Origin of the sequence: Nocardia sp. NPDC051981, assembly GCF_040680715.1 — a bacterium.
Lineage (GTDB): Bacteria > Actinomycetota > Actinomycetes > Mycobacteriales > Mycobacteriaceae > Nocardia.
Genome location: NZ_JBFAXK010000004.1, coordinates 267,780 through 288,965, shown reverse-complemented (window position 1 = coordinate 288,965; position 21,186 = coordinate 267,780). Strand labels below are relative to the sequence as shown.

General features: G+C 67.4%; 21 protein-coding genes and 1 tRNA gene. 14 read left to right on the top strand and 8 right to left on the bottom strand.

The window, feature by feature from the left end:
• Positions 1–9: 9 nt before the first annotated feature.
• The 3 genes from AB0L60_RS10695 to AB0L60_RS10685 are packed head-to-tail and all read right to left on the bottom strand — an operon-like array spanning position 10 to position 4,074.
• Positions 10–1,482 carry a hypothetical protein gene (locus AB0L60_RS10695; protein WP_364610544.1) on the bottom strand — a complete coding sequence of 491 codons (1,473 nt, stop codon included), beginning with the start codon at positions 1,480–1,482 and terminating at the stop codon, positions 10–12.
• A gap of 1 nt (position 1,483) precedes the next feature.
• Positions 1,484–3,130, bottom strand: a complete 1,647-nt coding sequence (locus AB0L60_RS10690) for a sulfatase-like hydrolase/transferase (RefSeq protein ID WP_364610541.1) — start codon at positions 3,128–3,130, stop codon at positions 1,484–1,486.
• A complete protein-coding gene (locus AB0L60_RS10685; protein WP_364610538.1) occupies positions 3,127–4,074 on the bottom strand; it encodes a haloalkane dehalogenase in 948 nt (315 codons plus the stop codon). Before AB0L60_RS10685 ends, AB0L60_RS10690 begins: the two co-directional genes overlap by 4 nt.
• A gap of 67 nt (positions 4,075–4,141) precedes the next feature.
• Here AB0L60_RS10685 and AB0L60_RS10680 point away from each other — a divergent pair, with 67 nt between their 5' ends.
• The 4 genes from AB0L60_RS10680 to AB0L60_RS10665 all read left to right on the top strand — a co-directional run bounded on the left by AB0L60_RS10680 (position 4,142) and on the right by AB0L60_RS10665 (position 5,931).
• Positions 4,142–4,699: a TetR/AcrR family transcriptional regulator gene (locus tag AB0L60_RS10680; protein WP_364610535.1), complete on the top strand. Its 558-nt coding sequence runs from the start codon at positions 4,142–4,144 to the stop codon at positions 4,697–4,699.
• A 26-nt stretch (positions 4,700–4,725) separates the two neighbouring features.
• Positions 4,726–5,082 carry a DUF1330 domain-containing protein gene (locus AB0L60_RS10675; protein ID WP_364610532.1) on the top strand — a complete coding sequence of 119 codons (357 nt, stop codon included), beginning with the start codon at positions 4,726–4,728 and terminating at the stop codon, positions 5,080–5,082.
• A gap of 70 nt (positions 5,083–5,152) precedes the next feature.
• A complete protein-coding gene (locus AB0L60_RS10670; RefSeq protein ID WP_364610529.1) occupies positions 5,153–5,782 on the top strand; it encodes a hypothetical protein in 630 nt (209 codons plus the stop codon).
• An 8-nt stretch (positions 5,783–5,790) separates the two neighbouring features.
• Positions 5,791–5,931 (top strand): hypothetical protein, encoded by a 141-nt coding sequence (locus tag AB0L60_RS10665; RefSeq protein ID WP_364610526.1) that lies wholly within the window; start codon positions 5,791–5,793, stop codon positions 5,929–5,931.
• Positions 5,932–6,261: 330 nt separating this feature from the next.
• Here AB0L60_RS10665 and AB0L60_RS10660 read toward each other — a convergent pair whose 3' ends face one another.
• Together AB0L60_RS10660 and AB0L60_RS10655 are read right to left on the bottom strand one after the other, a co-directional pair.
• Positions 6,262–7,548 (bottom strand): MFS transporter, encoded by a 1,287-nt coding sequence (locus tag AB0L60_RS10660; protein ID WP_364610523.1) that lies wholly within the window; start codon positions 7,546–7,548, stop codon positions 6,262–6,264.
• A 61-nt stretch (positions 7,549–7,609) separates the two neighbouring features.
• Positions 7,610–7,891, bottom strand: a complete 282-nt coding sequence (locus AB0L60_RS10655) for a hypothetical protein (protein WP_364610520.1) — start codon at positions 7,889–7,891, stop codon at positions 7,610–7,612.
• Positions 7,892–8,019: 128 nt separating this feature from the next.
• On the opposite strand from AB0L60_RS10655, the gene AB0L60_RS10650 reads away from it, so the two are divergent.
• From AB0L60_RS10650 to AB0L60_RS10615, 8 genes are all read left to right on the top strand, one after another.
• Entirely contained in the window at positions 8,020–8,694 is a 675-nt protein-coding gene (locus AB0L60_RS10650) for a metalloregulator ArsR/SmtB family transcription factor (RefSeq protein WP_364610517.1), read from the top strand.
• A 592-nt stretch (positions 8,695–9,286) separates the two neighbouring features.
• Positions 9,287–10,627, top strand: coding sequence for an aminotransferase class I/II-fold pyridoxal phosphate-dependent enzyme (locus AB0L60_RS10645; protein WP_364610514.1), 1,341 nt, complete (start codon positions 9,287–9,289; stop codon positions 10,625–10,627).
• Positions 10,624–11,880 (top strand): MFS transporter, encoded by a 1,257-nt coding sequence (locus AB0L60_RS10640; RefSeq protein ID WP_364610511.1) that lies wholly within the window; start codon positions 10,624–10,626, stop codon positions 11,878–11,880. The genes AB0L60_RS10645 and AB0L60_RS10640 overlap by 4 nt, the downstream gene beginning before the upstream one ends.
• Complete coding sequence (locus tag AB0L60_RS10635) at positions 11,795–12,730, top strand: sulfotransferase (RefSeq protein WP_364610508.1); 936 nt, start codon at positions 11,795–11,797, stop codon at positions 12,728–12,730. Before AB0L60_RS10640 ends, AB0L60_RS10635 begins: the two co-directional genes overlap by 86 nt.
• Positions 12,731–12,736: 6 nt before the next feature.
• Positions 12,737–13,561 (top strand): SDR family oxidoreductase, encoded by an 825-nt coding sequence (locus tag AB0L60_RS10630; RefSeq protein WP_364610505.1) that lies wholly within the window; start codon positions 12,737–12,739, stop codon positions 13,559–13,561.
• Entirely contained in the window at positions 13,555–14,430 is an 876-nt protein-coding gene (locus tag AB0L60_RS10625; protein ID WP_364610502.1) for a family 3 encapsulin nanocompartment shell protein, read from the top strand. Before AB0L60_RS10630 ends, AB0L60_RS10625 begins: the two co-directional genes overlap by 7 nt.
• Positions 14,431–14,439: 9 nt before the next feature.
• Positions 14,440–15,729 (top strand): FAD-dependent oxidoreductase, encoded by a 1,290-nt coding sequence (locus tag AB0L60_RS10620; protein ID WP_364610499.1) that lies wholly within the window; start codon positions 14,440–14,442, stop codon positions 15,727–15,729.
• A 12-nt stretch (positions 15,730–15,741) separates the two neighbouring features.
• Positions 15,742–16,467, top strand: a complete 726-nt coding sequence (locus AB0L60_RS10615; protein WP_364610496.1) for an aspartate/glutamate racemase family protein — start codon at positions 15,742–15,744, stop codon at positions 16,465–16,467.
• A gap of 322 nt (positions 16,468–16,789) precedes the next feature.
• Here the strand turns inward: AB0L60_RS10615 and AB0L60_RS10610 are convergent.
• Positions 16,790–16,874: transfer RNA gene (locus AB0L60_RS10610), tRNA-Leu, on the bottom strand.
• A gap of 94 nt (positions 16,875–16,968) precedes the next feature.
• Positions 16,969–17,277 carry a hypothetical protein gene (locus tag AB0L60_RS10605; protein WP_364610493.1) on the bottom strand — a complete coding sequence of 103 codons (309 nt, stop codon included), beginning with the start codon at positions 17,275–17,277 and terminating at the stop codon, positions 16,969–16,971.
• A gap of 174 nt (positions 17,278–17,451) precedes the next feature.
• Here AB0L60_RS10605 and AB0L60_RS10600 point away from each other — a divergent pair, with 174 nt between their 5' ends.
• Positions 17,452–19,722 (top strand): excinuclease ABC subunit UvrA, encoded by a 2,271-nt coding sequence (locus AB0L60_RS10600; RefSeq protein WP_364610490.1) that lies wholly within the window; start codon positions 17,452–17,454, stop codon positions 19,720–19,722.
• Between the two features lie 9 nt (positions 19,723–19,731).
• On the opposite strand, the gene AB0L60_RS10595 is transcribed toward AB0L60_RS10600, so the two are convergent.
• Positions 19,732–20,550, bottom strand: coding sequence for a hypothetical protein (locus tag AB0L60_RS10595; RefSeq protein WP_364610487.1), 819 nt, complete (start codon positions 20,548–20,550; stop codon positions 19,732–19,734).
• A gap of 274 nt (positions 20,551–20,824) precedes the next feature.
• On the opposite strand from AB0L60_RS10595, the gene mihF reads away from it, so the two are divergent.
• Positions 20,825–21,139, top strand: a complete 315-nt coding sequence (gene mihF, locus AB0L60_RS10590; RefSeq protein ID WP_354832585.1) for an integration host factor, actinobacterial type — start codon at positions 20,825–20,827, stop codon at positions 21,137–21,139.
• Positions 21,140–21,186 lie beyond the last annotated feature (47 nt).

Below are 21,186 nucleotides of genomic sequence, written 5' to 3'. Positions count from 1 at the left end.
CCCGATCGCTCAGCCGTCGTGGACGGCGATCAGGCCCGGGATAACACCGAGATAGGCGGTGCTGTCCGATCCGATGGCGATTCCGGCGTAGTTGTTGTTGAATCCGGGGCCGGTACCGGTGAGCTGCTTCCATACCGTCGCTCCGGTGCGGAAATCCAGGGCCGTGAAGTACCAGGGATCGCTGGCCTCGGTGCCCTTGGTGTAGGTGTAGATCAGGCCGGTGGCCAGCGACAGCTTGGGCACGACGGTCGGTGCCGCCTCGGTCGTGTTGGCCCACACCTGGTGGCAGCCATTGCCGTCGGGGTCGATGTCGATGCGGGCGAAGCCGGGTGTGGTGGTCTTGCCCAGCAAAGCGGCCTCGGGACCGGTGTAGCCGTAATTGTTTTCGACGATCAGCGCATTTCCCGCGCTGATCAACGAGTTCTCGGTATCACTGGCGCCCGCCTCGAACACCGGTACGACGCACACCTGCCGCTGCGCCGTTCCGGGCGCGGTGCGGTAGACCACGACGTTCATCGGATCGGCGTTGTCGGCGATGGCGACATAGCCGCCGGACAGAAGGGTGGGTGTGGTGCCCGTGCCGTCGTCGACCTGGCCTGGCTTGTGCTGTCCACTGTTGGCGTAGGTCACCCGCCAGGTGACGGCGGGTGCGCCGCCGGGCCCGGCATCGAAACGCAGCAGCTCGCGGTTGGTGGCGATATAGACATCACCGTCATTACCGACGGCGAAGGAGTTCTCGATCTCGCCCTCGGCGCCGTCGCCGAGCCGAATCACCTGTGCGACACCGGTGTTCAGGTCAAGGGTGCCGACCACACCGTCGGTCCGGGTCACGAACCACAGCAGCCCGTTGCTGTCGGGCAGCGCCGAGTTGAAGGTCTCCCCGGGCCGCAGCACATCGGTCAGGTCGTAGTCGTGCGCGAGAGCGAAACCGTCGCCGCCGGCGTTCTCGGCGAACACCCGGATGTGGCCGTCGCGGGAGGCGATCACCGCGCGATCTTCGTTGTCCAGATAGAAGTAGGCGCCGCCGGTGAAATTGCCGAAGGCGCCGGGCCGCAGGAACGCGCCCGGATCACCGGGTAACGCGCTGCGGCCCAGCACATTCAAGGTGACCGGGTCCAGCAGGTACAGCGCCGGGGACGGGCCGATGCAGGTGGTGACGATGCGCCCGGCGCGGTCGAAGGTGATCGACCCGCACTCCCCGCCGACCACCGCCGACACCACGCGGGGGTCGTGCCCCAGAGGTCCCGGGCGGGTGCTGGTGTTGCTCATCCATCCGTCGTCGTGGATACCGGAGCTGCCGTTGGGCGCGAGATAAGGATGTTGCGGCACCGGCGGCACATCGGTGACCGGCTGTGCCACAGCCGGATTGCCGATGAATCCGGGCGGCGACCCCGGTACCGCGGGGATGGGGACGGCGCCCGCGGTACCGGCCACGGTGGCGAGCAACCCGGCGGCGGCGCCGGTGACGAGGTTGCCCCGCACGCTATTTCGCACCGATACCGTCCCGCAGGAAGTCGAAGAGCTGCTCCCCGAAGGGTTTCGCGGTCTGGGTGTTGTAATCGTTCCATCCGTCCTGCTGGGCCTGCTGCAGGTAGGAGGGTAGCGGCTGGTGCAGTTCGGTGCTGAGCGCTTCGTCGTGCAACCGGCTCATGGTGTCGCGCAGGTCGCCGCCGACGGCCGCGACATTGTCCAGCTCGAGCTGTCCGTCGCGGGTGGAATAGTCGTAGAGCTCGTATTCCTCCTGCTCGGCCGGGTTGATCTGCGCGGAGCCCGGCACCCAGTGCGAATAGCGGACGAACTTGGCGTCCGCGGTCCGCAGTGCGATCACGTGACCGGGTGCGTCGTCGTTGAACCGGACGGCCGCCTCCTCGATGGAATGCTCGTCGGTGGTGTGCAGGATCCACGGCCGGCCGGGTGCGCCCGGATCGGCGGCGACGGCGGCGATATCGTGCCGCCCGGCCAGGTGCGCGTAGCGGTCGTCGGCCCGCCACCCGGTGCCGCCGGTGCCGATGGTGAGCAGCAGCGCGGCCAGGTCGACGCTGGAGGTCAGCTGATCGCGGGTGCCGGGTCCAGGGGTGAGCTGACCGCGCGGATCGTGGATGAACAGCGGTACGCGAATGGCCTCGTCGTAGGCACCGCCGCCCTTGCCATGGAGGCCGTGCGAACCGGCGTAGTCACCGTGATCGGAGGTGAACACCACGACGGTGTTGGCGGCGACCTCCGGCTGGGTCGCCAATTCGGTGAGCACGCGCCCGATCTGGGTATCGACCTGCTGCTGGAACCAGAGATAGAGGTTGCGCATGTCGATCCACTCCTGATCGGCCCCGGGCGTGCCGTAGGGCGCCAGCCCGAAGGTCACCGCCGAGACCTCCACCAGGGCCTTCTGTAGCCGCGGCTTGCGCGACAGCTGTTCGAGGCTCTCGAAATTGCCCGGCAGGTCGTTGATCCAGCGAGGAATGTTGTTGAACGCCAGCGTGCGTCGCGTCCAGCGCGGCCACCACTGGATGTCGTGCGGGTTGACCAGTGACACCGTCGTGCACCAGGGGCCCTGTTCCGCATCGGTATTGAACCAGTCGACGAACTGGTCGACTATGCGTCCGTCCATCTGCAGGCCCTGTTCGGGCGCGCCGTTGGGCGAGGGGTAGGTGCCGCCGTCGAATCCGTAGCGGTCCAGGCCGCCCGGGGTGGTGTCGGCGTAGTGGCCCAGGTGCCATTTGCCCCACCAGGTGGTGCGGTAGCCCTGCTCGCGCAGCATGGACCCCCAGGTCGGGAAGCCCGCCGCCAGCTCCGACTGCGAGGTGGACAGGCAGCCGGTCTGATGCGAGTACAGACCCGTCACCAGCACGCCGCGCGAGGGCGTGCAGTCGTTGGCGGCCGTGTAGTGCTGCTCGAAGGAGACCGACTTGTTCCGCAGCGCCGCGATGTTCGGCAGGATGGTGTCGAGCACCGACTGCTCGGGGAACCACATCGGGGTGCGCATCTCGTCGACCAGGACCACCAGGATATTGGGCCGGTCCGGATGGTTGTCCATGCGTCGCGGGGTCGCGGCGGCCGGGCCGGTGGCGGCGACCGCCGCGGCGGTGGCACCGGCCATGGCTCCGGTGCCGAAAAATCCTCGCCTGCTGATCATTTCGTGGATCCTCCGGTGGTGTCGGGAGCCGGGGTGGCGGCGATGAACTCGGCCACCACCGTCGCGAGCTGCGGGCCGCGATCCTCCTGCAGGAAGTGACCGGCGCCGGTGATCGTGATGTGCGGCTGACCGGCAGCACCGGGCACCCGCTCCTGGAAGGGGCGGTGGCCGCCAGCGGTGATCGGATCTCCGTCGGAGAAGGCGGTGAGCACCGGTTTCCCGAAGTGCGCCAACTGTTCCCACGCGCGCCGGTTGGCGGGGCCGGCCGGGTCGTCGGGGTGGGTGGGGACCAGCATCGGGAAGGCGCGCGCGCCCGCCTTGTAGGTCTCGTCGGGGAACGGGGCGTCGTATCCGGCCACCACCGCGGGGGACAGCTCGGTGCGGCAGCCGCCCGCGATGATGCCACCGACAGGGAATTGCGGTGTCTCCTGGGAGAACCGCTGCCAGGCGGCGAAGGCATCGGTCAGTTTCGCCTCACCCGTGGGCAGGCCGGTATTGGCGACCACCACCCGGGCGAAGCGGTCGGGATGCTCGGCGACCAGCCGCAGGCCGATCAGCCCGCCCCAGTCCTGGCAGACCAGGGTGATGCCCGAGAGATCCAGGTGATCGAACAGCGCCTCGCGCACCCATTCGACGTGGCGGGCATAGGTGTAGTCGGCACGGTCGGCGGGCTTGTCACTGCGGCCGAAACCGATCAGATCCGGTGCGACACAACGTTTCCCGGCCGCCACCAGCACCGGGATCATGTGGCGGTACAGGAAGCTCCAGGACGGTTCGCCGTGCAGCAGCAGCACGATCTCGCCGTCGCGCGGGCCCTCGTCGAGGTAGTGCAACCGCAGCCGGGTAGCGCTGCCGTCGCCCGCCTCGACCTCGAGGTAGCAGGGTTCGAAGGGAAAGTCGGGCAAGGCGGCGAACCGCTCGTCCGGTGTCCGCAATGCGTCCATGAGGGCGACGATAATATTGTTGCATGCGGCGTGCAACTACCCTTCCGCGTGTGTAGGGTTGCCAATGATGGACGGACGGACCGCACGTGGAGCCAAGAACCGTCAGGCGGTGCTCGACGCCGCGCTGGCACTGATGGAGGAGGGCAATCTGCAGCCCACCGCGCAGGCGGTGGCCGAACGCGCGGGAGTCGCGACCCGCTCGGTGTATCACCACTTCCGCGACCTGGAGACGCTGTATCTCGATGCCGCACAGACACAGATCGCCCGGCACTGGGTACTGCTGATGGAACCTGTCAGCGGCGACCTGGACGAGCGTATCGATCGGGTGGTCGCACTGCGGGCCGAACTGTTCGAGCGTGTCGCGGGCACCCGCCGCGCCGCCCTGCTGCGTGAACACGAATCCGTCGTCCTGTCCGAACGACTGGACGAGAGCCGCGCCGCGCTGCGCGCCCACCTGCGCACCCAGCTGCCCGAGCTGGCCGATCTCGACCCCCCGGCCCGTGAGTCCGCCTACGCCCTCTGCTCCTGGGAAACCTGGGACGTCCTACGCCGCCATCAGCGTCTGTCCGTCACCGACGCCCGCGCCGCAGTAGGCACAGTCCTCACCCGCCTGCTCACCGGCTGAGCGGGCCGTCGAAGCAGGGCCACCCCATGTCGATCACGCCCGACCCCGACCGGTTCACCCGCTTCGCCGCCGCCACCGACGAGGGCCCCGTCGTCATGCTGAACCTCATCACCTTCCAGGACCGCACCGAATACGCCGCCTACGGCGCGGCCGCCCTCGCCCTGGTCGCACAGCAGGGCGGTCGCCTCCTTTGGCACGGCGAACCGCAGCAGACCCTGATCGGCGACGCCGACTGGGACTGCGTCGCCCTTGTCGAATACCCCAGCCGCCGAGCATTTCTCGACATGGTGACCGCCCCCGAATACCAGCGCATCCACCAGCACCGCGAGTCTGGCATCGCCCGCACCGAGCTCATCGCCTGCCACCCTCTCGCCACCCACTGACCGCATCGGGCAAGATCCGTGGAATATTCTCGAACCTGTCCCTCGGCGGTCCCGGAGGAAGGACAGTCCCATGGAATCCGACGACTACACCCGCACCCGCCGCAGTCTCCACGGTGTGGCCGAACTGCTGATGGCCGGCCCGCAGTACCGCGCCCACGGCACGATCAAGCTGCGCCCAGCCCCGGGCGGATTCAGCACGATCCATCCCCCACTGGTCGCTGTGGACGGCGACCTGCTGCTGGTCGACGGTTCGGTGGCCGGAAAGCTCAGCGGCACAACCTTTGCCGAACTGGCCTCCCACGCCGGCATCGACGCCGGCGCCCCCGCCGACCTCTACTCCGACAGCTCCGGCTGCATCCTCACCGACACCATCCGCGTCGACCTCGACCACGCCCAGACCATCGCCCGAGCCTTCGACTGGGGTGATCGAGCCCTCCGCCGCCTGAACCCCACCGAAACCCCCGTCCTCTGGCCCGAACACTTCGACCTCGGCATCACCGCAGACCGCATCAACTTCGGCGTCTCACCCGGCGACCCCCATATCCCCGAGCCCTACGCCTACGTCGGCCCCTGGGACCCCCACACGGGCCCCTTCTGGAACGAATCCTTCGGCGCAGCACACACCCTCACCGCCCTGGGCACCGCCGACGCCCTGTTCGCCTTCTTCACCGAGGGCTACCACCACGCCACCGAATCCTGACCACCCGCGTGCTCACCCCGCTCGTGGAGAACAACATCCGCTTCTTCCAAACTCAGCGCGACGGTGCGGATGTCCTACCCGATGCCCCGCACCGCAAGCCCTCACGTCTGGCCGACCGCCACGCAACGGTCTACGCCGCCCCTCGGTAGAACGAGGACGGCACCGAACCGCTCGACGCGAAGCTGACCCCGGTGGGTGGTCCAGTCGATGTCTCCGGTGGCTGGTCCGACGCTCTGCCAAGTCCTTGCTGGACAAGGCCGCTGCCATCTACACCCAGGCCGACACCTCACCCGAGGGCGAACTGATCACTGCGGCAGACCGTGGAACCCTCGACCGACTTCACCTCCACCGCCATGCTGGCCTTCGCATTGTCCCAGGGGTGAACCGGCCTCCGAGCTGTTCGCGCGGCGGGCGAACGACGAGGTAGCCGAGCGGAGCCGGTTCGGGTACTCCGCAGCGAGGGGCTGCGGCCACCTGGGTCAGCTGTGCGGCGAGCTGACGGGAGTTGCCCGGGGACGGCCGGAGTACGCGGCGGCCGGAACGACCGCCAGTGCGAGTATGCCACCGGCGAAGGCCAGCGTCGGATAGCTGGTGGCGGCGACCATGAGTCCGGAGCCCATGCCGCCGGTGGCTCCGGCGATCGCGATGGATACGTCCACCGCGCCTTGGGTTTTCGCCCGGGTGGCCAGCGTGACAGTGTCGGTGATGATCGCGGTGCCCGCAACGAGCCCGAGGTTCCAGCCCAGCCCGAGCAGGGCCAGCGCCAGCGCGAGCAGAGCGACCTGGTCGCCGGGTGCGAGGCCAGCGAGTACTCCCGCGGCGAGGAGCGTCACACCGGATGCGGCGGCGACGGGCAGGCGGCCGTAGCGGTCGACGAGCCATCCGGTCACGGGGGAGGGAAGGTACATGGCACCGACGTGGATGGCGATCACCGCCCCGGCGGCGGCGGTGTCGTGGCCGTGCGCGAGCATGTGGACCGGCGTCATGGTCATGATCGCCACCATCACCAGTTGCGTCAGCGCCATCACGAATCCACCGGAGGCAATGGCCTTGCCGGAACCGTCAGCGGACGAGATTTCCGCGGGGCTGGGCGCGGCGATGGAGTCCGTCGCGCCGATCTGCCGCGCCAACAACAGCGGGTCCGGGCGCAGCCACATCGCCAGCACCAGCGCGGCCAAGCCGTAGGCCAGCGCGGCGAGCAGGAAAGGCCCCGCCAAATAAGGAATTCCCACGGCTCGGGCCAGAGTGCCGGTCGGGGCGGCGAGGTTGGGGCCGACGACACCACCGAGGGTGGTGGCCACCAGCACGGTCGATACGGCACGCCCGCGGTGCGAAGCGGTGGCCAGATCGGCTCCGGCGTAACGGGCTTGCAGGTTGGTGGCGGTGCCCGCGCCGTAGACGAACAACGCGACGAACAGCATCACCGGGTTGTCCGCGACGGCGGCGGCGATGACACCAAGGCTGCCGATCGCGCCGGTGAAGTAGCCCGCGGCCAGGCCGGGGCGGCGGCCGCGGGACTGGGACAGCCGGCCCACGGCGACGGCGGCGAGCGCGGAGCCGGCGGTGAACAGGGCGCTGGGGAGGCCGGCCAAGCTGGTGGAGCCGAGCATGTCCTGGGCCAGCAGTGCGCCGACGGTGATCCCGGCGGCCAGTCCGGCCCCGCTGAGGATCTGCGCGGACACCAGCACGGTCAGGACACGACGTTGAGCGCGGACCGTATCGGGAAAGTGAGAGCTGGAGATGGTGGGGGCGGCGCTATGCGACACGAGAGGTCTTTCCTGGTGTTGATGGCCCGGGCACACTTCGGTGGAGTGGCCCGGCGATGGATCAGGAGCGAATGTTCCAGCGAGCCAACCAGTCTCGCCCCTGCTGTTCGTTGTCCTGGTGGTAGACCACCGGCGGCTCTCGCAGGTTCACCTGTGGGGCCGGTGGTGTCAGGAAATTGGCTTCGCCCTTCGCCACCAAGCCATTACCGAGTTCCACATGGCTTCTCGTTTCCTCCTGAACACCCGCACCCGTGTCCGGCGTCGAGCTTCTGCCGTGTACAGGGAGGCCGTTGTAGCGTTCGGGGCCGTAGGGCCGCTCGTGCAGCACGAAGCGATAGTTCACGCGTGTTCTCCCTGCTAGATCCGCTCCCGGTCGGCGGGGCAAGTCGGTGGCGAATACAATCGCCATGTTCGATGTTGTTCCAAGGAACTATGGAATAAGCTATTCCAAAGAGTATTGGAGAAGCAAACGTGAGTGAGTCGATCGATCGCAACGCCGCCCTGTTCGATGAGATCGCCCGCGTCGGCAAGGCGCTGGGCAACGGCCGACGGTTGCAGATCCTGGACCTGCTCGCCCAAGGTGAGCGCACCGTCGAGGCGATCGCCACCGCGACCCGTATGAACCTGACCACGGCTTCGGCGAATCTGCATTCACTCAAGGCCGGCGGTTTGGTGCAAGCGCGCCGCGACGGCACTCGCCAGTACTACCGTCTCGCCGGAACCGATGTGGCCCGCTTGTTCGCGCTGGTGCAGACCGTGGCCCAAGCCCACCTGGCCGACGTCGCCGTCGCAGCGGCCGCCGTGCTCGGTGCGCCCGAGGACACCATCACCCGCGATGAACTCATCCGCCGCCGTGACGCCGGGGAGATCACCCTCATCGACGTTCGCCCGCGCGAGGAATACGACGCAGGTCATATTCCCGGCGCCATCAGCGTCCCCGTCGCCGAACTGGTTGCCCGCCTTGCCGAATTGCCCGCCGATCGCGAGATCGTCGCCTACTGCCGCGGGGCCTATTGCGTCATGGCACCCGACGCGATCCGTATCGCTCAGCAGTCCGGGCACGCAGTGAAACGTCTCGACGAAGGAATGCTGGAATGGACACTGGCCGGGTTACCGGTCGACAGTGTCGCGTCGGGCAGCCGCTGACCGCGCTGGAACATCCCCTCCTCCACAGCACGGTGACCCTCGACGTCTTCGAGCTCAACTCCACCGCCCGCGCCCTCTACGCCCACTCGAGGCTGTAGTCGTACATTTCCGTCGTTGTCCGCCGCCACGGTGATCGAACACTGGAGAACCGTTGTGCAACAGTATGATCGATGCCCAAACAGCCGGGACCGGTTGGTTCGCAACCAAACCCTCGATCAAAGGCTCAGCAGGGGCGTCAGGGGCGCGCGTTGCCCGACAACCATTGCTGTGCAAAGGATTCAAGATCGCCAGAAGGGCGCATCCCCTTCGATCGTTACGAATCCGTCACTCGCACAGCACATCCGGCCGCCATGCTCGCGTCATGCAGGGCCGCCTGCACTCAGTGAAGCACTGATTCTGTTGGGGCACAGTCGATTGCGGATATCTGCCAATTTCGGACGCGTGACCAGAATTTAACGATATTTCGGTCATGAATCCCCCAGGTTCGGCGTAGCGTGCCTTGAACATTCACCGAGGGTTCCCGGTTCTGAGAGTCTCGGCAGGCAAGCAGGCAAGTACCGCCGATTCCTGGTCGGTCGGTGCCATGAACATGATGGCGGACAATGTGATCGATGATTCGGCATCGGCCCCGACGGCACCGGACACGCAGCCGGCCCATGGTGCGCGGCTGGCCCTGAACGGCGGTGATCCGGTACGGCGCATACCCTGGCCGACCTATGACCGGGGCGCGGTGTGCGTCCATCCCGAGGACGAGGAAGCGGCGCTGCGCGCGATTCGCAGCCATCTCTATTTCCGATACGACCATCGCCCGCCGCATGAGACCGAGTGCGCACGATTCGAGGCGGAACTGTGCCGCTACTTCGGGACCGCACACGCGCTGGCCACCTCGAGCGGTACCACCGCGCTGGCGCTGGCGATCATGGCCTCCGGAGTCGAACCGGGAGACCTGATCGCCTGTCCCGGTTTCACTTTCGCCGCCACGCCCAGCGCCATCCTGCTCGCCGGATGCACGCCGTTCCTGGTCGACGCCGACGAGAATCTCCACCTCGACGTGGACGATCTGCGCCGGCGGTGGACACCGCGAATCCGGGCGATCGTGGTGGTGCACATGCGTGGCTTCGCCGGGGATATGGGTGCATTGCTCCGATTCGCGGATGAGCGGGGCGTTCCGGTGTTCGAGGATGCTGTCCCGGCGCTCGGCGCGCAGTTGAACGGACGCAAACTCGGCACCTTCGGCCTGGCGGGCGCCTTCAGCACCCAGTCGGACAAGTCGCTCAACAGCGGAGAGGGCGGCTTCCTCATTACCGATGACAGCACCCTGTTCGCCCGGGCCACAGTGCTTTCCGGCGCATACGAGGGCCGGCTGCGGCGGCATTTCGCGGATGGTCGGTCGCCGCTGGCCACCGATCTGGAGCTGCCGCTGTACAGCTTCCGCATGGACGAGATCCGGGCCGCGCTGCTGCGATCCGAATTGGAACGGCTGCCCATCCGGCTGGCCGCCTTCCGCGAGAATTACGACTATGTCGCCGCGGAGCTGGCCGACCTCGACGGCATTCGAATCCGGCAGCCGGTGGCGCCGGGCGCGTATCTGGGCGAGGCCTTCATCTTCCAGGTTGCCGAGGGTCGCGCGCAGTGGTTCGCGCGTGCGCTGTGCCAGGAGGGTATCGAGGCGCGCAACCTCGGCTCGGACTCCGATCACAATATTCGCGCCTTCTGGAATTGGCGATTCCTGTTCCGCGGCAAGGACACCGCCGCCGTGCAAGCATCCCTGCCCAATGCGACCCGCTACCTGCAACGGGCCGTGGACATTCCGCTGTCTTCGACGCTGTCGCGGGCGGATTGCGATGATCTCGTCGCCGCGGTACGGAAGGTCGCGGCCGCCCTGACCACGACGGAGGTCGACCCGAATTCCTCGTGGGCAGGGCGACCATGACGGCCTCACCCGACACCGGAACGCTGCCGCGGCTCGCGCTCGCCGGGGTGTTCGGCGGATTGTTCTGCGGCTATCTCGGCTTGTCCGCGGCCATTCCGGCGCTGCCCGACCATGTTCGCGACCGGTTCGGCGCGGGCGATCTGAGCGTGGGACTCGTGGTGACGGCCACCGCCCTGACCGCGCTGCTCACCCGGCCCGTGTTCGGCGGGCTGGCCGATCGGCACGGCTATCGGCGGGTCATGCGGTTCGGCGCGCTCGCCATCGCGGTCGGCGGGCTGTTGTACTTTCTGCCGCTCGGCCTGGCCGGGCTGATCGTGGTGCGGCTGGTGGTAGGTGTCGGCGAGGCCGCGCTGTTCGTGGCGGGTGCGGCCTGGACCGTCACGCTCGCGCCACATGATCGCCGCGGCCAGCTCATCGGGCTCTACGGGGTAGCCATGTGGGGCGGCATCTCGGCGGGGACGGCGCTCGGTGCGACCCTGCGGCACTTCGGGATCGGGGCGGTGTGGGCGCTGTGCGCGGTCGCGCCGCTCGCTGGACTCGCCCTGATCACCATTGCCGGGCCCGAGCCGGATGTCGCGCGGTCGAGCAGGGGTCGCGGGCTGATGTTGAAGCCCGCGGCGCTGCCCGGTCTGGCCCTCGCCCTCGCCGCGGCGGGCTATGTAGGACTGGCCGCTTTCATCATCCGCGACCTGCAAGTACGCGGGATCGGTTCCGGCGCCGTCGTTTTGGCCGTCTTCAGCGCGGTGTACGCGGGTACGCGGCTGGTCATCGGAAAGCTGCCGGACCAGCTCGGACCGCGGCGTGTGGGCACCTGGTCCGGTATCGGCGAGGCGGCCGGGCTGCTGATCGTCGCGTGGTCGCCGAACCTGCCGGTGGCGGTGCTGGGCGTCATCGTCATGGGTGTCGGCTTCTCACTGCTGCACCCTTCGCTGGCGTTGATGGTCATGAACAAGGCCGAGAGCTCGAAACAGGGTGCGGCACTGGGGGCTTACACCTCGTTCTGGGATCTGGGGCTGTTCGTCTGGGGCCCGGCGACCGGTGCCATCGCGAGCGGGCTCGGCTATCCCGCCGTGTATCTGGTCGGCGCGGGCTGCGCGTTCGCCGCCGCGGTCATGGCCTACACGATTCGGCAATCGGTCACCAACCGAGTGGGAGAGGAGGCGGCAGATGAGCAGCGCGCCCCCGGTCAAGGTTCTGTGCGTCACCGGATGGTGCCGCAACGGCAGCACCATTCTCGGCAACATCCTCAATGAGATTCCGGGCGTATTCCACGTCGGGGAACTGCATTTCCTGTGGAAGAACGCCGCCGGGCGCGGCGTCAATGAGCTGTGCGGCTGCGGGCACAAGCTCGTCGACTGCCCCTTCTGGTCCACCATCCTGCCGGTCGGCAGACCCGACGGGGCCACCCTGGAAGACCACGCGGACACGGTGATTCGGTACCAACTCGGCTACGTCCGCACCAGGCACACGTGGCAGGTGCTCGGGCGTGGCCTGCGCAATGAGCCGATTCGCGCGCATGCGGACCTGCTGACCCAGGTCTACCGCACCATTGCCGAACGCAGCCGGTCGCGGGTGATCGTCGATACCTCGAAGATGCCGGGGGAGGCGGCACTGCTGTCGTACCTCGACGGGATCACCCCGTACTACCTGCATCTGGTGCGCGATCCCCGGGCGGTCGCCCAATCATGGAGCAAGCCCAAGGAATACGTGTACGCCATGTCGGCGGGTAAGAGCACCGGTTACTGGAGCGGCTTCAACCTCGCGTCGCACGCGATCGGCCGCCGGTATCCGCGGCGGTCGCTGTTCCTGCGATATGAGGACTTCATCGCCGATCCGGCGGGGACGATCGATACGGTACTACGACTGTGCGAGATCGATCCAGGGGCCAACCCGATGACCGACCGGACGATCGAGCTGCACGCCAATCACACGGTCACCGGGAACCCGGACCGGTTCAACACCGGCGTCACCGTCATCCGACCGACCGACGACTCGTGGCGCGGCGCGCTGCCGAACTCCGCCAAGGCGACGGTGACGGCGCTGTCCTGGCCGCTGGCGATCCGATACGGGTATCTGATCCCCGGTCGACATGGGAGAGGTTGAGCGACAGTGGATCTGGGGCTGACGAACAAGGTCGCACTCGTCGCGGGCGGATCGAGCGGTATCGGGCTGGCGATCGCCGAAGAGCTGGCCGCCGAGGGCGCGCATGTCGCCATCGGAGCCCGCGACCCGGGACGACTGGCCGCCGCCGAACGCGCGATCAAAGCGATGGCACGTGGGCGAGTCCACGCAACACGCGTGGACATCGCCGACCCTGAAGCGGCTCTCCGCTGGGTCGACGAGGTCGCCGCGGAGTTCGGTGGACTCCACATCGTCACCGTCAGCGGCGGCACACCGCCCACCGGGAGCGCGACGGCCTTCGAGGCATCCGCGTACCGGGAGGCGGTCGACACGGTCCTGATGCCCGCGGTCCAGCTGGCGTTGGCGGCCTTGCCGCACCTGCGGAATGCGCGGTGGGGCCGCGTACTTCTGGTGGCATCGGAGACCGCGGTGGTCCCCATCGGCGGACTGGCCCTGTCCGGAGTGAGCCGGGCGGCGATCATGAGGTTCGCGCAGGCCCTCGCCGCGGACGTCGGGCGTGACGGCGTGACCGTCAATGTGCTCGCGCCGAGCGCGACCCGCACTCCGCTGCTGGAACGGGTCCTGGCGCAGGGCTCCGCGGACGGGCGGATCGAGGCGGAATTGGCCGCTGTCGGCAGCAAGACCGCGGTGGGCCGTATCGCCCAGCCCGACGAAATCGCCGCCCTGGCAGCGTTTTTGGCCAGCGAACGGGCTAGCTACATCACCGGCACCGTCCAGTTGATCGACGGCGGCTCGAGCGTGCTCGGCGCGTCCTCATCGCATTACACCGTTTCCCAGGAGGAGACATGCTGAAGGCAGATTCGATCAAACAGACCCTGGCGCAGGTCGTCGCGGACCGCAAACACGAGCTGTCGCCGGGCCGGATGTTCGTCGAGGCCTGCGGGCAGCACGGGCTGGACGCGGCGGTCGAATACGACGTGACAATCACCGATTCCCTGACCAGCTCGCGGCGCAAACCCCGCAATCCGGCCCGCAATATGCTCAAGACCATCGACCTGTCGCGCGATCCACGCCAGTTCTATTGGCACGAGAGCGCACCCGCTCCGGGCGACACCGCCATCGTGGGCGCGGACGTCCGGCGCGAGCTGGCCAGCAGATTCCACAAGTCGCCGATTCCGCAGCTGCTCACCACCACGGCGTGGGTGCAGGTCCCGCCGGATCTGTGGAAGGACCCCGACACCTTCGAGAATTTCCTCAACTACCGCCTGATCGTGCGCTTGTGCACCGCCGAGAACCACACCATCATCAGCGGCGAGGGCGGGCTGCTGGACATGCCCGAGATCGAGCGGATGACCGAGCGGGGACCCTTCACCTCGACAATCCTGCGCGCCTGCAATGAGATCGAGCAGATGGGCGGCACCGCCGACGGCATGATCATCAACCCGGTCGACTACTACCGTGCCATGGGCAGTGGCCGGCTGATGAACGACCTCGAACAGAACGGTGTGTTCATCGTCCGCACCAGGCTGGTCGAACCGGGAACCGCCATCGTCGGCGACTTCGGCCACGGCGCACAGCTTTTCGACGCGGGACGTTCGGTGATCCGATTCGCCGAGCCGCCCGCGGGTACCTTCACCGAGCCGGGGATCGCGCTGAAGGCCGAGATCTACGAGCGGGTCGTGGTCAATCTGCCGACGAACTTCTTCGTCGTCAGCGTCTAGGTCGCGCTCATGACGCTAGAGGCGGGAACTCCCGTGCGCGAGGACCCGGATGTGGTGGTCATCGGCGGGGGAGTCGTCGGCCTGTTCTGTGCGCAGCAGTTGCGTCGGCGCGGGGCGACTGTCACGGTGCTCGAGCGCGGTGCGCTGGGCGGACCGCAATCGTGCTCGGCCGGCAACACCGGATTCGTCGGCACCCACGGTGCCGCACCCCTGGCCGAACCCGGCATGCTCGCCATCGCCGTTCCGGGTGCGACGGATCCGGACGCGCCCTGGTACATCGAGCCGCGCCTGGACACCGAATTGTCGCACTGGCTGCGGCATTTCCGGCGCGCCTGCTCGGCCGAGGCCGCGGCGAACGGATTCCGGGTGCTGATCGGGATGAAGACGCGCAGTCTCGCGATCCTGCGCGAGCTGTGCGCTTCGGAGAACATGGCCGCTCTGTTGGAGGCACCGGGCATCGTGCTGGCTTTCAAGACCCCGGCGGGCTTCGACGAGGCGAGCCGGACCGTGGCGCGCACTGTTGCCGGTGGTGTCCCGCTGCGAGTCCTCGGATCCGGTGAGCTCGACGAGCTCGCGCCGAAGACGACATTCGATATTCACGGCGCACTGTACAACCCCGAGGGTGCTTATCTGCGCGTTCCCGAATTCCTCGTCGAATTCGGCCGGGTCCTGCGCGGTTCGGGCGTAGAGATCCGCGAGCACACCGAAGTCACCGGTTTCGGCATACGGGATCGGAATATCGTGCGGCTCAACACTACTCGCGGGGAGCTACGCCCCGGCAATGTGGTCATCGCCGCGGGCGCATGGAGCGGTGAGTGCGCCCGCATGGCGGGAATGGATCTGCTGCTGCAACCGATCCGAGGTCACAGCCTCACCGTGGCCATGCCGCCGAGCGCGCCCGGCTTGCCGGTGCTGCTGAGCGAGGCCAGAGTGGCGATGGTCCCGCTCGGCGACCGGCTGCGGATCGGCGGACAGCTCGAACTGACCGGGATGAGCTGCGCGGTCTCCGAACACCGGCTACGGACGCTGCGGCGCGCCGTGCGCGAATTCCTGCCCGACTTGGAGGAGACATCGATCCTGCAGAGCTGGAGTGGATTGCGGCCGTGCACCCCGGACAGCCTGCCCCTGATCGGTCCCGCCGGCGATCTCCGCAACCTCCTCGTCGCCGCCGGACACGGCCATATCGGCATGGGGCTCGCGCCCGCCGGCGGTGAACTCGTCGGTCAGCTCCTGGCGGGTGAGCAGCCATTCACCGACCCGATCCCGTTGCGGCCGAATCGTTTCGGCACACCCACCTGAAGCGGCGACAGCATGGCAGACAGAATGGACGTGACGATCGGTGTCCTGTGTCTCGACACGGCGTTCACCAAGCTCCCCGGCCACATCCGCAATCCGGCGACCTTCGACTTCCCGGTCGTCTACCAGGTCGTCTCCGGTGCGACCCCGCGCCGGGTGGTGAACGAGGCGGATCCGACCCTGCTCGAGCCGTTCATCGACGCCGCCCGCAAGCTCGAATCCGCAGGCGTGGACGCGATCACCGCCGCCTGCGGATTCCTGGTCCTGTTCCAGCAGCGGCTGGCCGATTCCGTCCGAGTCCCGCTCTACAGCTCGAGCCTCATCCAATTGCCCATGGTCCACCGCATGCTCGCCGCCGATCGCACCGTGGGCCTGTTCGTCGCCGACGAACAGGCCCTCACCCGCCGCCACCTGGAAGCCATCGGCGGCGAGTCCGTTCCGATCTGCGTCACCGGAATGGCCGGGCACCCGGAATTTCGCGAGGTCATCCTCGAAGGCCGCCGCGACAACCTCGACGCAGACCGCCTCGGTGCGGAAGTCCTCGAAGAAGTGTCCCAACTGGCTGCCAACAATCCCGACATGGGTGCGCTGGTCATCGAATGCACCGACCTCGTGCCGTACGGTCACGCCATCCAACAGCTACTGCACATCCCGGTCTTCGATATCGTGACCCTCACCAACATGGTCCACCACACCCTGTCCCACATGCCCTTCCGCATCGGGGAGCGCGGCAACGGTTAGGACGGTGTCACGGCCGCAGCGGCGACGCTACCGGCCGATACGAACGTCGTGTTCAGGCGCGCTCGACCAAAGTTCCGGCTGCCGTCGAAACTATTTGGAAGACGTTGGATTTCGTCGTCGATTTCGTGAAGCATGCTGAAGGAAAGGCTATTGCAGCGCTAGCGACCTCCAGCGTGCTCGGCCAGATCCAGTATCTGCCCGTACGGTCAGCGCCACCGCGTCGCAGCTCGCGGTGAGCGGTGAACAGACGACACCAACAAATGGTCGACGAATGAGGAAGAGCGAGGTCCCTTGTCAAGCCTGGGAACTCGCTCTCTCGTTGTGTCCGGAGGGGGACTTGAACCCCCACGCCCTAATACGGGCACTAGCACCTCAAGCTAGCGCGTCTGCCATTCCGCCACCCGGACCGGTGATGCTGCACAAGATTAGCGGAGAGGTTGGCGGAAACGGAAATCGAGGCTGGGCCAGGCGAAATGGGGTGCGCGGGGGGAGGTTTGGGGACTAGTGGAGGATGCCTGCCAGGTTGGCGTTCTTGATGGGGGTGTCCTTGTTGGCCTGGACTTGGCAGAGGCCCTGGACGGCGGCCATGGACAGGTCGACCTGGGTGCCGGCGGGCTCGTGGTCGTTGCCGGTCTGCTGCTTGATGAACTTGGTGATGGTGACGCGCTGGGTGTCGGCGTTCTGGGCGAGATAGTCGCTGCACTTGGTGTCGCCGCCCTTGTTCAGGGCCTTCTCGACATCCGAGCAGCCCGAGAGCAGGGCTACGGCCAGTGCGGCGGCCGCCACGGCCATCCATCGCGCGGTGTTCATCATGCGTTCCTCGTGGGTCGTGCGCGGCGGTGTCGGCCGCGCGATCGACCGCCACTGTAGACGGGTGCGACTGTTCGGCAATCGGGGCCGGACCCCGAGATTCGATCCGAATCACCGTGATTTACATCACATTTCCCCGCACATCGAGGGGGGTCGGCCTGGCATGGTGGGGACATGTCCCTGGCCTCCACTGAAACAATTCGGATCCTCGGCGCCCGCGAGCACAATCTGCGCAACGTCTCGATCGACATTCCCAAGAACAAGATCACCGTCTTCACCGGGGTCTCCGGATCCGGCAAGTCCTCCATTGTTTTCGACACCATCGCCATCGAATCCCAGCGGCAGCTCTATGCCACCTTCCCGGCCTTCGTCCTGAATTTCCTGCCGCGCTACGAACGCCCGCACGCCGAGGCCATCGAGAACCTCACCGCGCCGGTCATCATCGATCAGAAGGCGGTCGGTGGCGGGCCGCGCTCCACGGTCGGCACCATGACCGACATCTATGCCCTGATCCGAGCCCTGTTCGCGCGCTTCGGTTCTCCGTCCACGGGATTGGTCTACGACTACTCCTTCAACACCCCGCAGGGCATGTGCACCGAGTGCGACGGACTCGGCGTGGCCGTCACCGCCGACCCGGGCAAGCTCGTGGACCGCACCAAATCGCTCAACGAGGGCGCACTCCTGGTACCCGGCTACACCGTCGGCAGCGGCGATTGGCAGCTGTATGCCAACTCCGGCCGATTCGACCCGGACAAGAAACTCGCCGACTACGACGACGCGGAATGGCACGACCTGCTACACGGCACCGGCGGCAAAGTGGAATTGTCTTTCGCGAAAGGCACCTGGAAAGCCAATTACGAAGGCCTGGTCGACAAATTCACCCGCACCCGGCTCAAGCGCGACACCTCGGGGCTGTCGGAGAAGACCCGCGAGCAGATCCAGCGCTTCCTGGCCGAGGGCGTCTGCCCGGCCTGCCACGGGGCGCGACTGAATCCGAAGGCCTTGGCCACCGCCATCAATGGACGCAATATCGCCGACTGGGCGCGGCTACAGATCACCGATCTGATCGAGGTCCTCGGCGAGATCGACGACCCGGCCGCTGTCCCGCTGGCCGCGGCCACCCAGGTCGCGCTCGAACGCGTCGCCGCCATCGGGCTGGGCTACCTGAGCCTGGACCGCGCCACCTCGACCCTGTCCGGCGGTGAGGGCCAGCGCCTGAAGATGATCAAGCACCTGGGTAGCACGTTGACAGGGATGACCTACATCTTCGACGAACCCAGCGTCGGCCTGCACCCGCGCGATGTCGGGCGGCTCAACCACATGCTGGAGGCGCTGCGGGACAAGGGCAATACCGTACTGGTCGTCGAGCACGATCCGGATGTCATCCAGATCGCCGACCACATCGTGGACGTCGGTCCGCGCGCTGGCGTCCACGGCGGCGAGGTCGTCTTCACCGGCAGTTTCGCCGAGTTGCGGCAAGCCGATACCCCCACCGGCGCGGGATTGCGCCGCGCCTTCCGGGTCAAGGAGAACTTCCGGCCCGCGACGGGCGCGCTGACGGTGGCGAATGCCAACGCGCACAACCTGAAAGATGTCACCATCGCCATTCCGACCGGCATTCTGACCGCCATCACCGGTGTCGCGGGCTCGGGCAAGAGCAGCCTCATCCGCGACGAATTCCTGGTGCGCTACCCGGAATCGGTATTCGTGGACCAGTCCGCCATCGCCGCGTCCTCCCGGTCCACGCCCGCCACCTACCTCGGGCTCATGGATCCGATCCGCAAGCTGTTCGCCAAGGCGACCGGCGAACCGGCCGGTCTATTCAGCTTCAACTCCGACGGCGCCTGCACCGAATGCGGCGGCCGGGGCGTCATCATCACCGAGATCGCCTACATGGACCCGGTCACCACCCACTGTGAATCCTGTGGCGGGCGGCGGTTTTCCGATCGGGTCCTCGCACTCACCCTGCGCGGCAAGTCGATTGCCGACGTCCTCGAGCTCTCCGCCGAGGCGGCCGTGGAGTTCTTCCCCGAGAAGACACTGAATGCCAAGTTGCGCACCATGAACGAGGTCGGTCTGGACTACCTGAGCCTGGGCCAGGCCATGAGCACCCTCTCCGGCGGCGAACGCCAGCGCATCAAACTCGCGACGCAGCTGCAGAACGCCGGCACGGTCTACGTCCTCGACGAGCCCACGACCGGCCTGCACATGTCCGATGTCGACATCCTGCTCACGCTCATGGACAACCTGGTCGAGCGCGGGAACACGGTCGTGGTCATCGAGCACAATCTGGACGTGGTCGCACACGCGGACTGGGTCATCGACCTCGGGCCCGACGGCGGCAAGAACGGCGGCGAGGTCGTGTTCACCGGTACTCCCGCCGAACTGCTCAGCGCCCCGGCCTCGCTGACAGGGGAGTACCTGCGCCGCTACAAGTCCGCGTGACCACGTGCGTCACGGGTACTGATCGTCCGCGGTACTGGCCGCCCGCCACGCCCTGGCTTCATCGGGATTGCCGCGGCGACTGAGGAGTTCGGCGAGACCGGCCATGGCCCGGGGGTCACCCTGGGTCGCGGCGGCGCGCCACCAGTGCTCGGCCTCGGTGAAATCGCCCCGGCGATAGCGGAAGACGCCGAGGTCGTAGGCGGCGCCCGGATGACCGAATTCGGCTGCCTGCGTCCATAGTTCACAGGCCTGCTCCTCGTCGCCGCGGCGCTGCATGGCCACGCCCAGCTCGTAGAGCGCGTTCTGGTAGCGGCCGGCATCGGTGGGCGGGGTGGGGCCGATGGTGAGTTCCACGACCAGTTCGCCGAAGTCGGGCGGGCCGACGCCGGTGCTGCAGTGCAGGACCGTCATGGCGGGTTCGCGGGCGATGAGCATGCCGTAGTTACCCGTCCAGGAGACAGTGGCCTCGGTGTCGTCCACCCAGACAGGGGTGAGGGTGATGGCGGCATCGGTCTCGGCAGGGCACACCTGTAACTCGATGCCGCCCGACATGGCATCACTCCAGACGTCAACCCCCCTGAGCCGGCGGCCTTCCAGCAACACATGTCCGCGCTCCACGGCGAGCCCGATGCCCAGGCTGCGCACGCCGGGGCGCGGGGCGGCGCTGCGCAGCGTCAGCCGGACCGCGGCGGGGGAGCCGCCGAGACCCTCCGAGTGCAGGGGGTAGACCTGCGCTCCGTTCCAGGCCACGGGGTCTGCGCTGTCGTATCGGTCCGCCAGCGTTGGTTCGGTCGTGCCCGGCTCGGCGTACGAAAACGACCCCGTCATCTGCCCCGCCTTCCGCCGGTGCCCGGTGATATTCGGGGTTACCGTAGTACCGATGCCACTTTCTGCGTCCCGGATTTGCCAGCTCCGCGATCCAGCAAACTCCTGGTCGCATGACCGGCATCTTTCCGGGCGTCCGACCGGTGCCCGGTGTACTGATTTCGCCGGTCGATCGACGTGGCGGCCACGTCCACGCGGTGTGTCGTACTTGCGGAGGGCCCGGTGTCATGTTGAATCGTCGGCGACGTACCAGCGAACGAGTGAAAGGTAAGGACATATGGCTCTGCCCACCATGACCCCCGAACAACGCTCCGAGGCGCTGGCGAAGGCCGCGGCGGTTCGTAAGGCCCGCTCGGAACTCATCGCGCAGGTCAAGAAGGGGTCGGTCAGCCTCGCCGAGGTGCTCAAGCGCGCGGACAAGGAAGACCTGGTCAAGAAGACGAAGGTGGCGGCGGTCATCAAGGCGCTCCCGGGCATCGGCCCGGTCAAGGCGGCCAAGCTGATGGACGAGGCCGAGATCCCCGCCGACCGCCGTATCGGCGGCCTGGGCTCCCGGCAGCGTGCCGCGCTGCTGGAGGCGCTGAAGGCTTGAGATCGGGGGGGGTGGCCTGCCGGGTCGCGAACCGGCCCGGCGGCAAC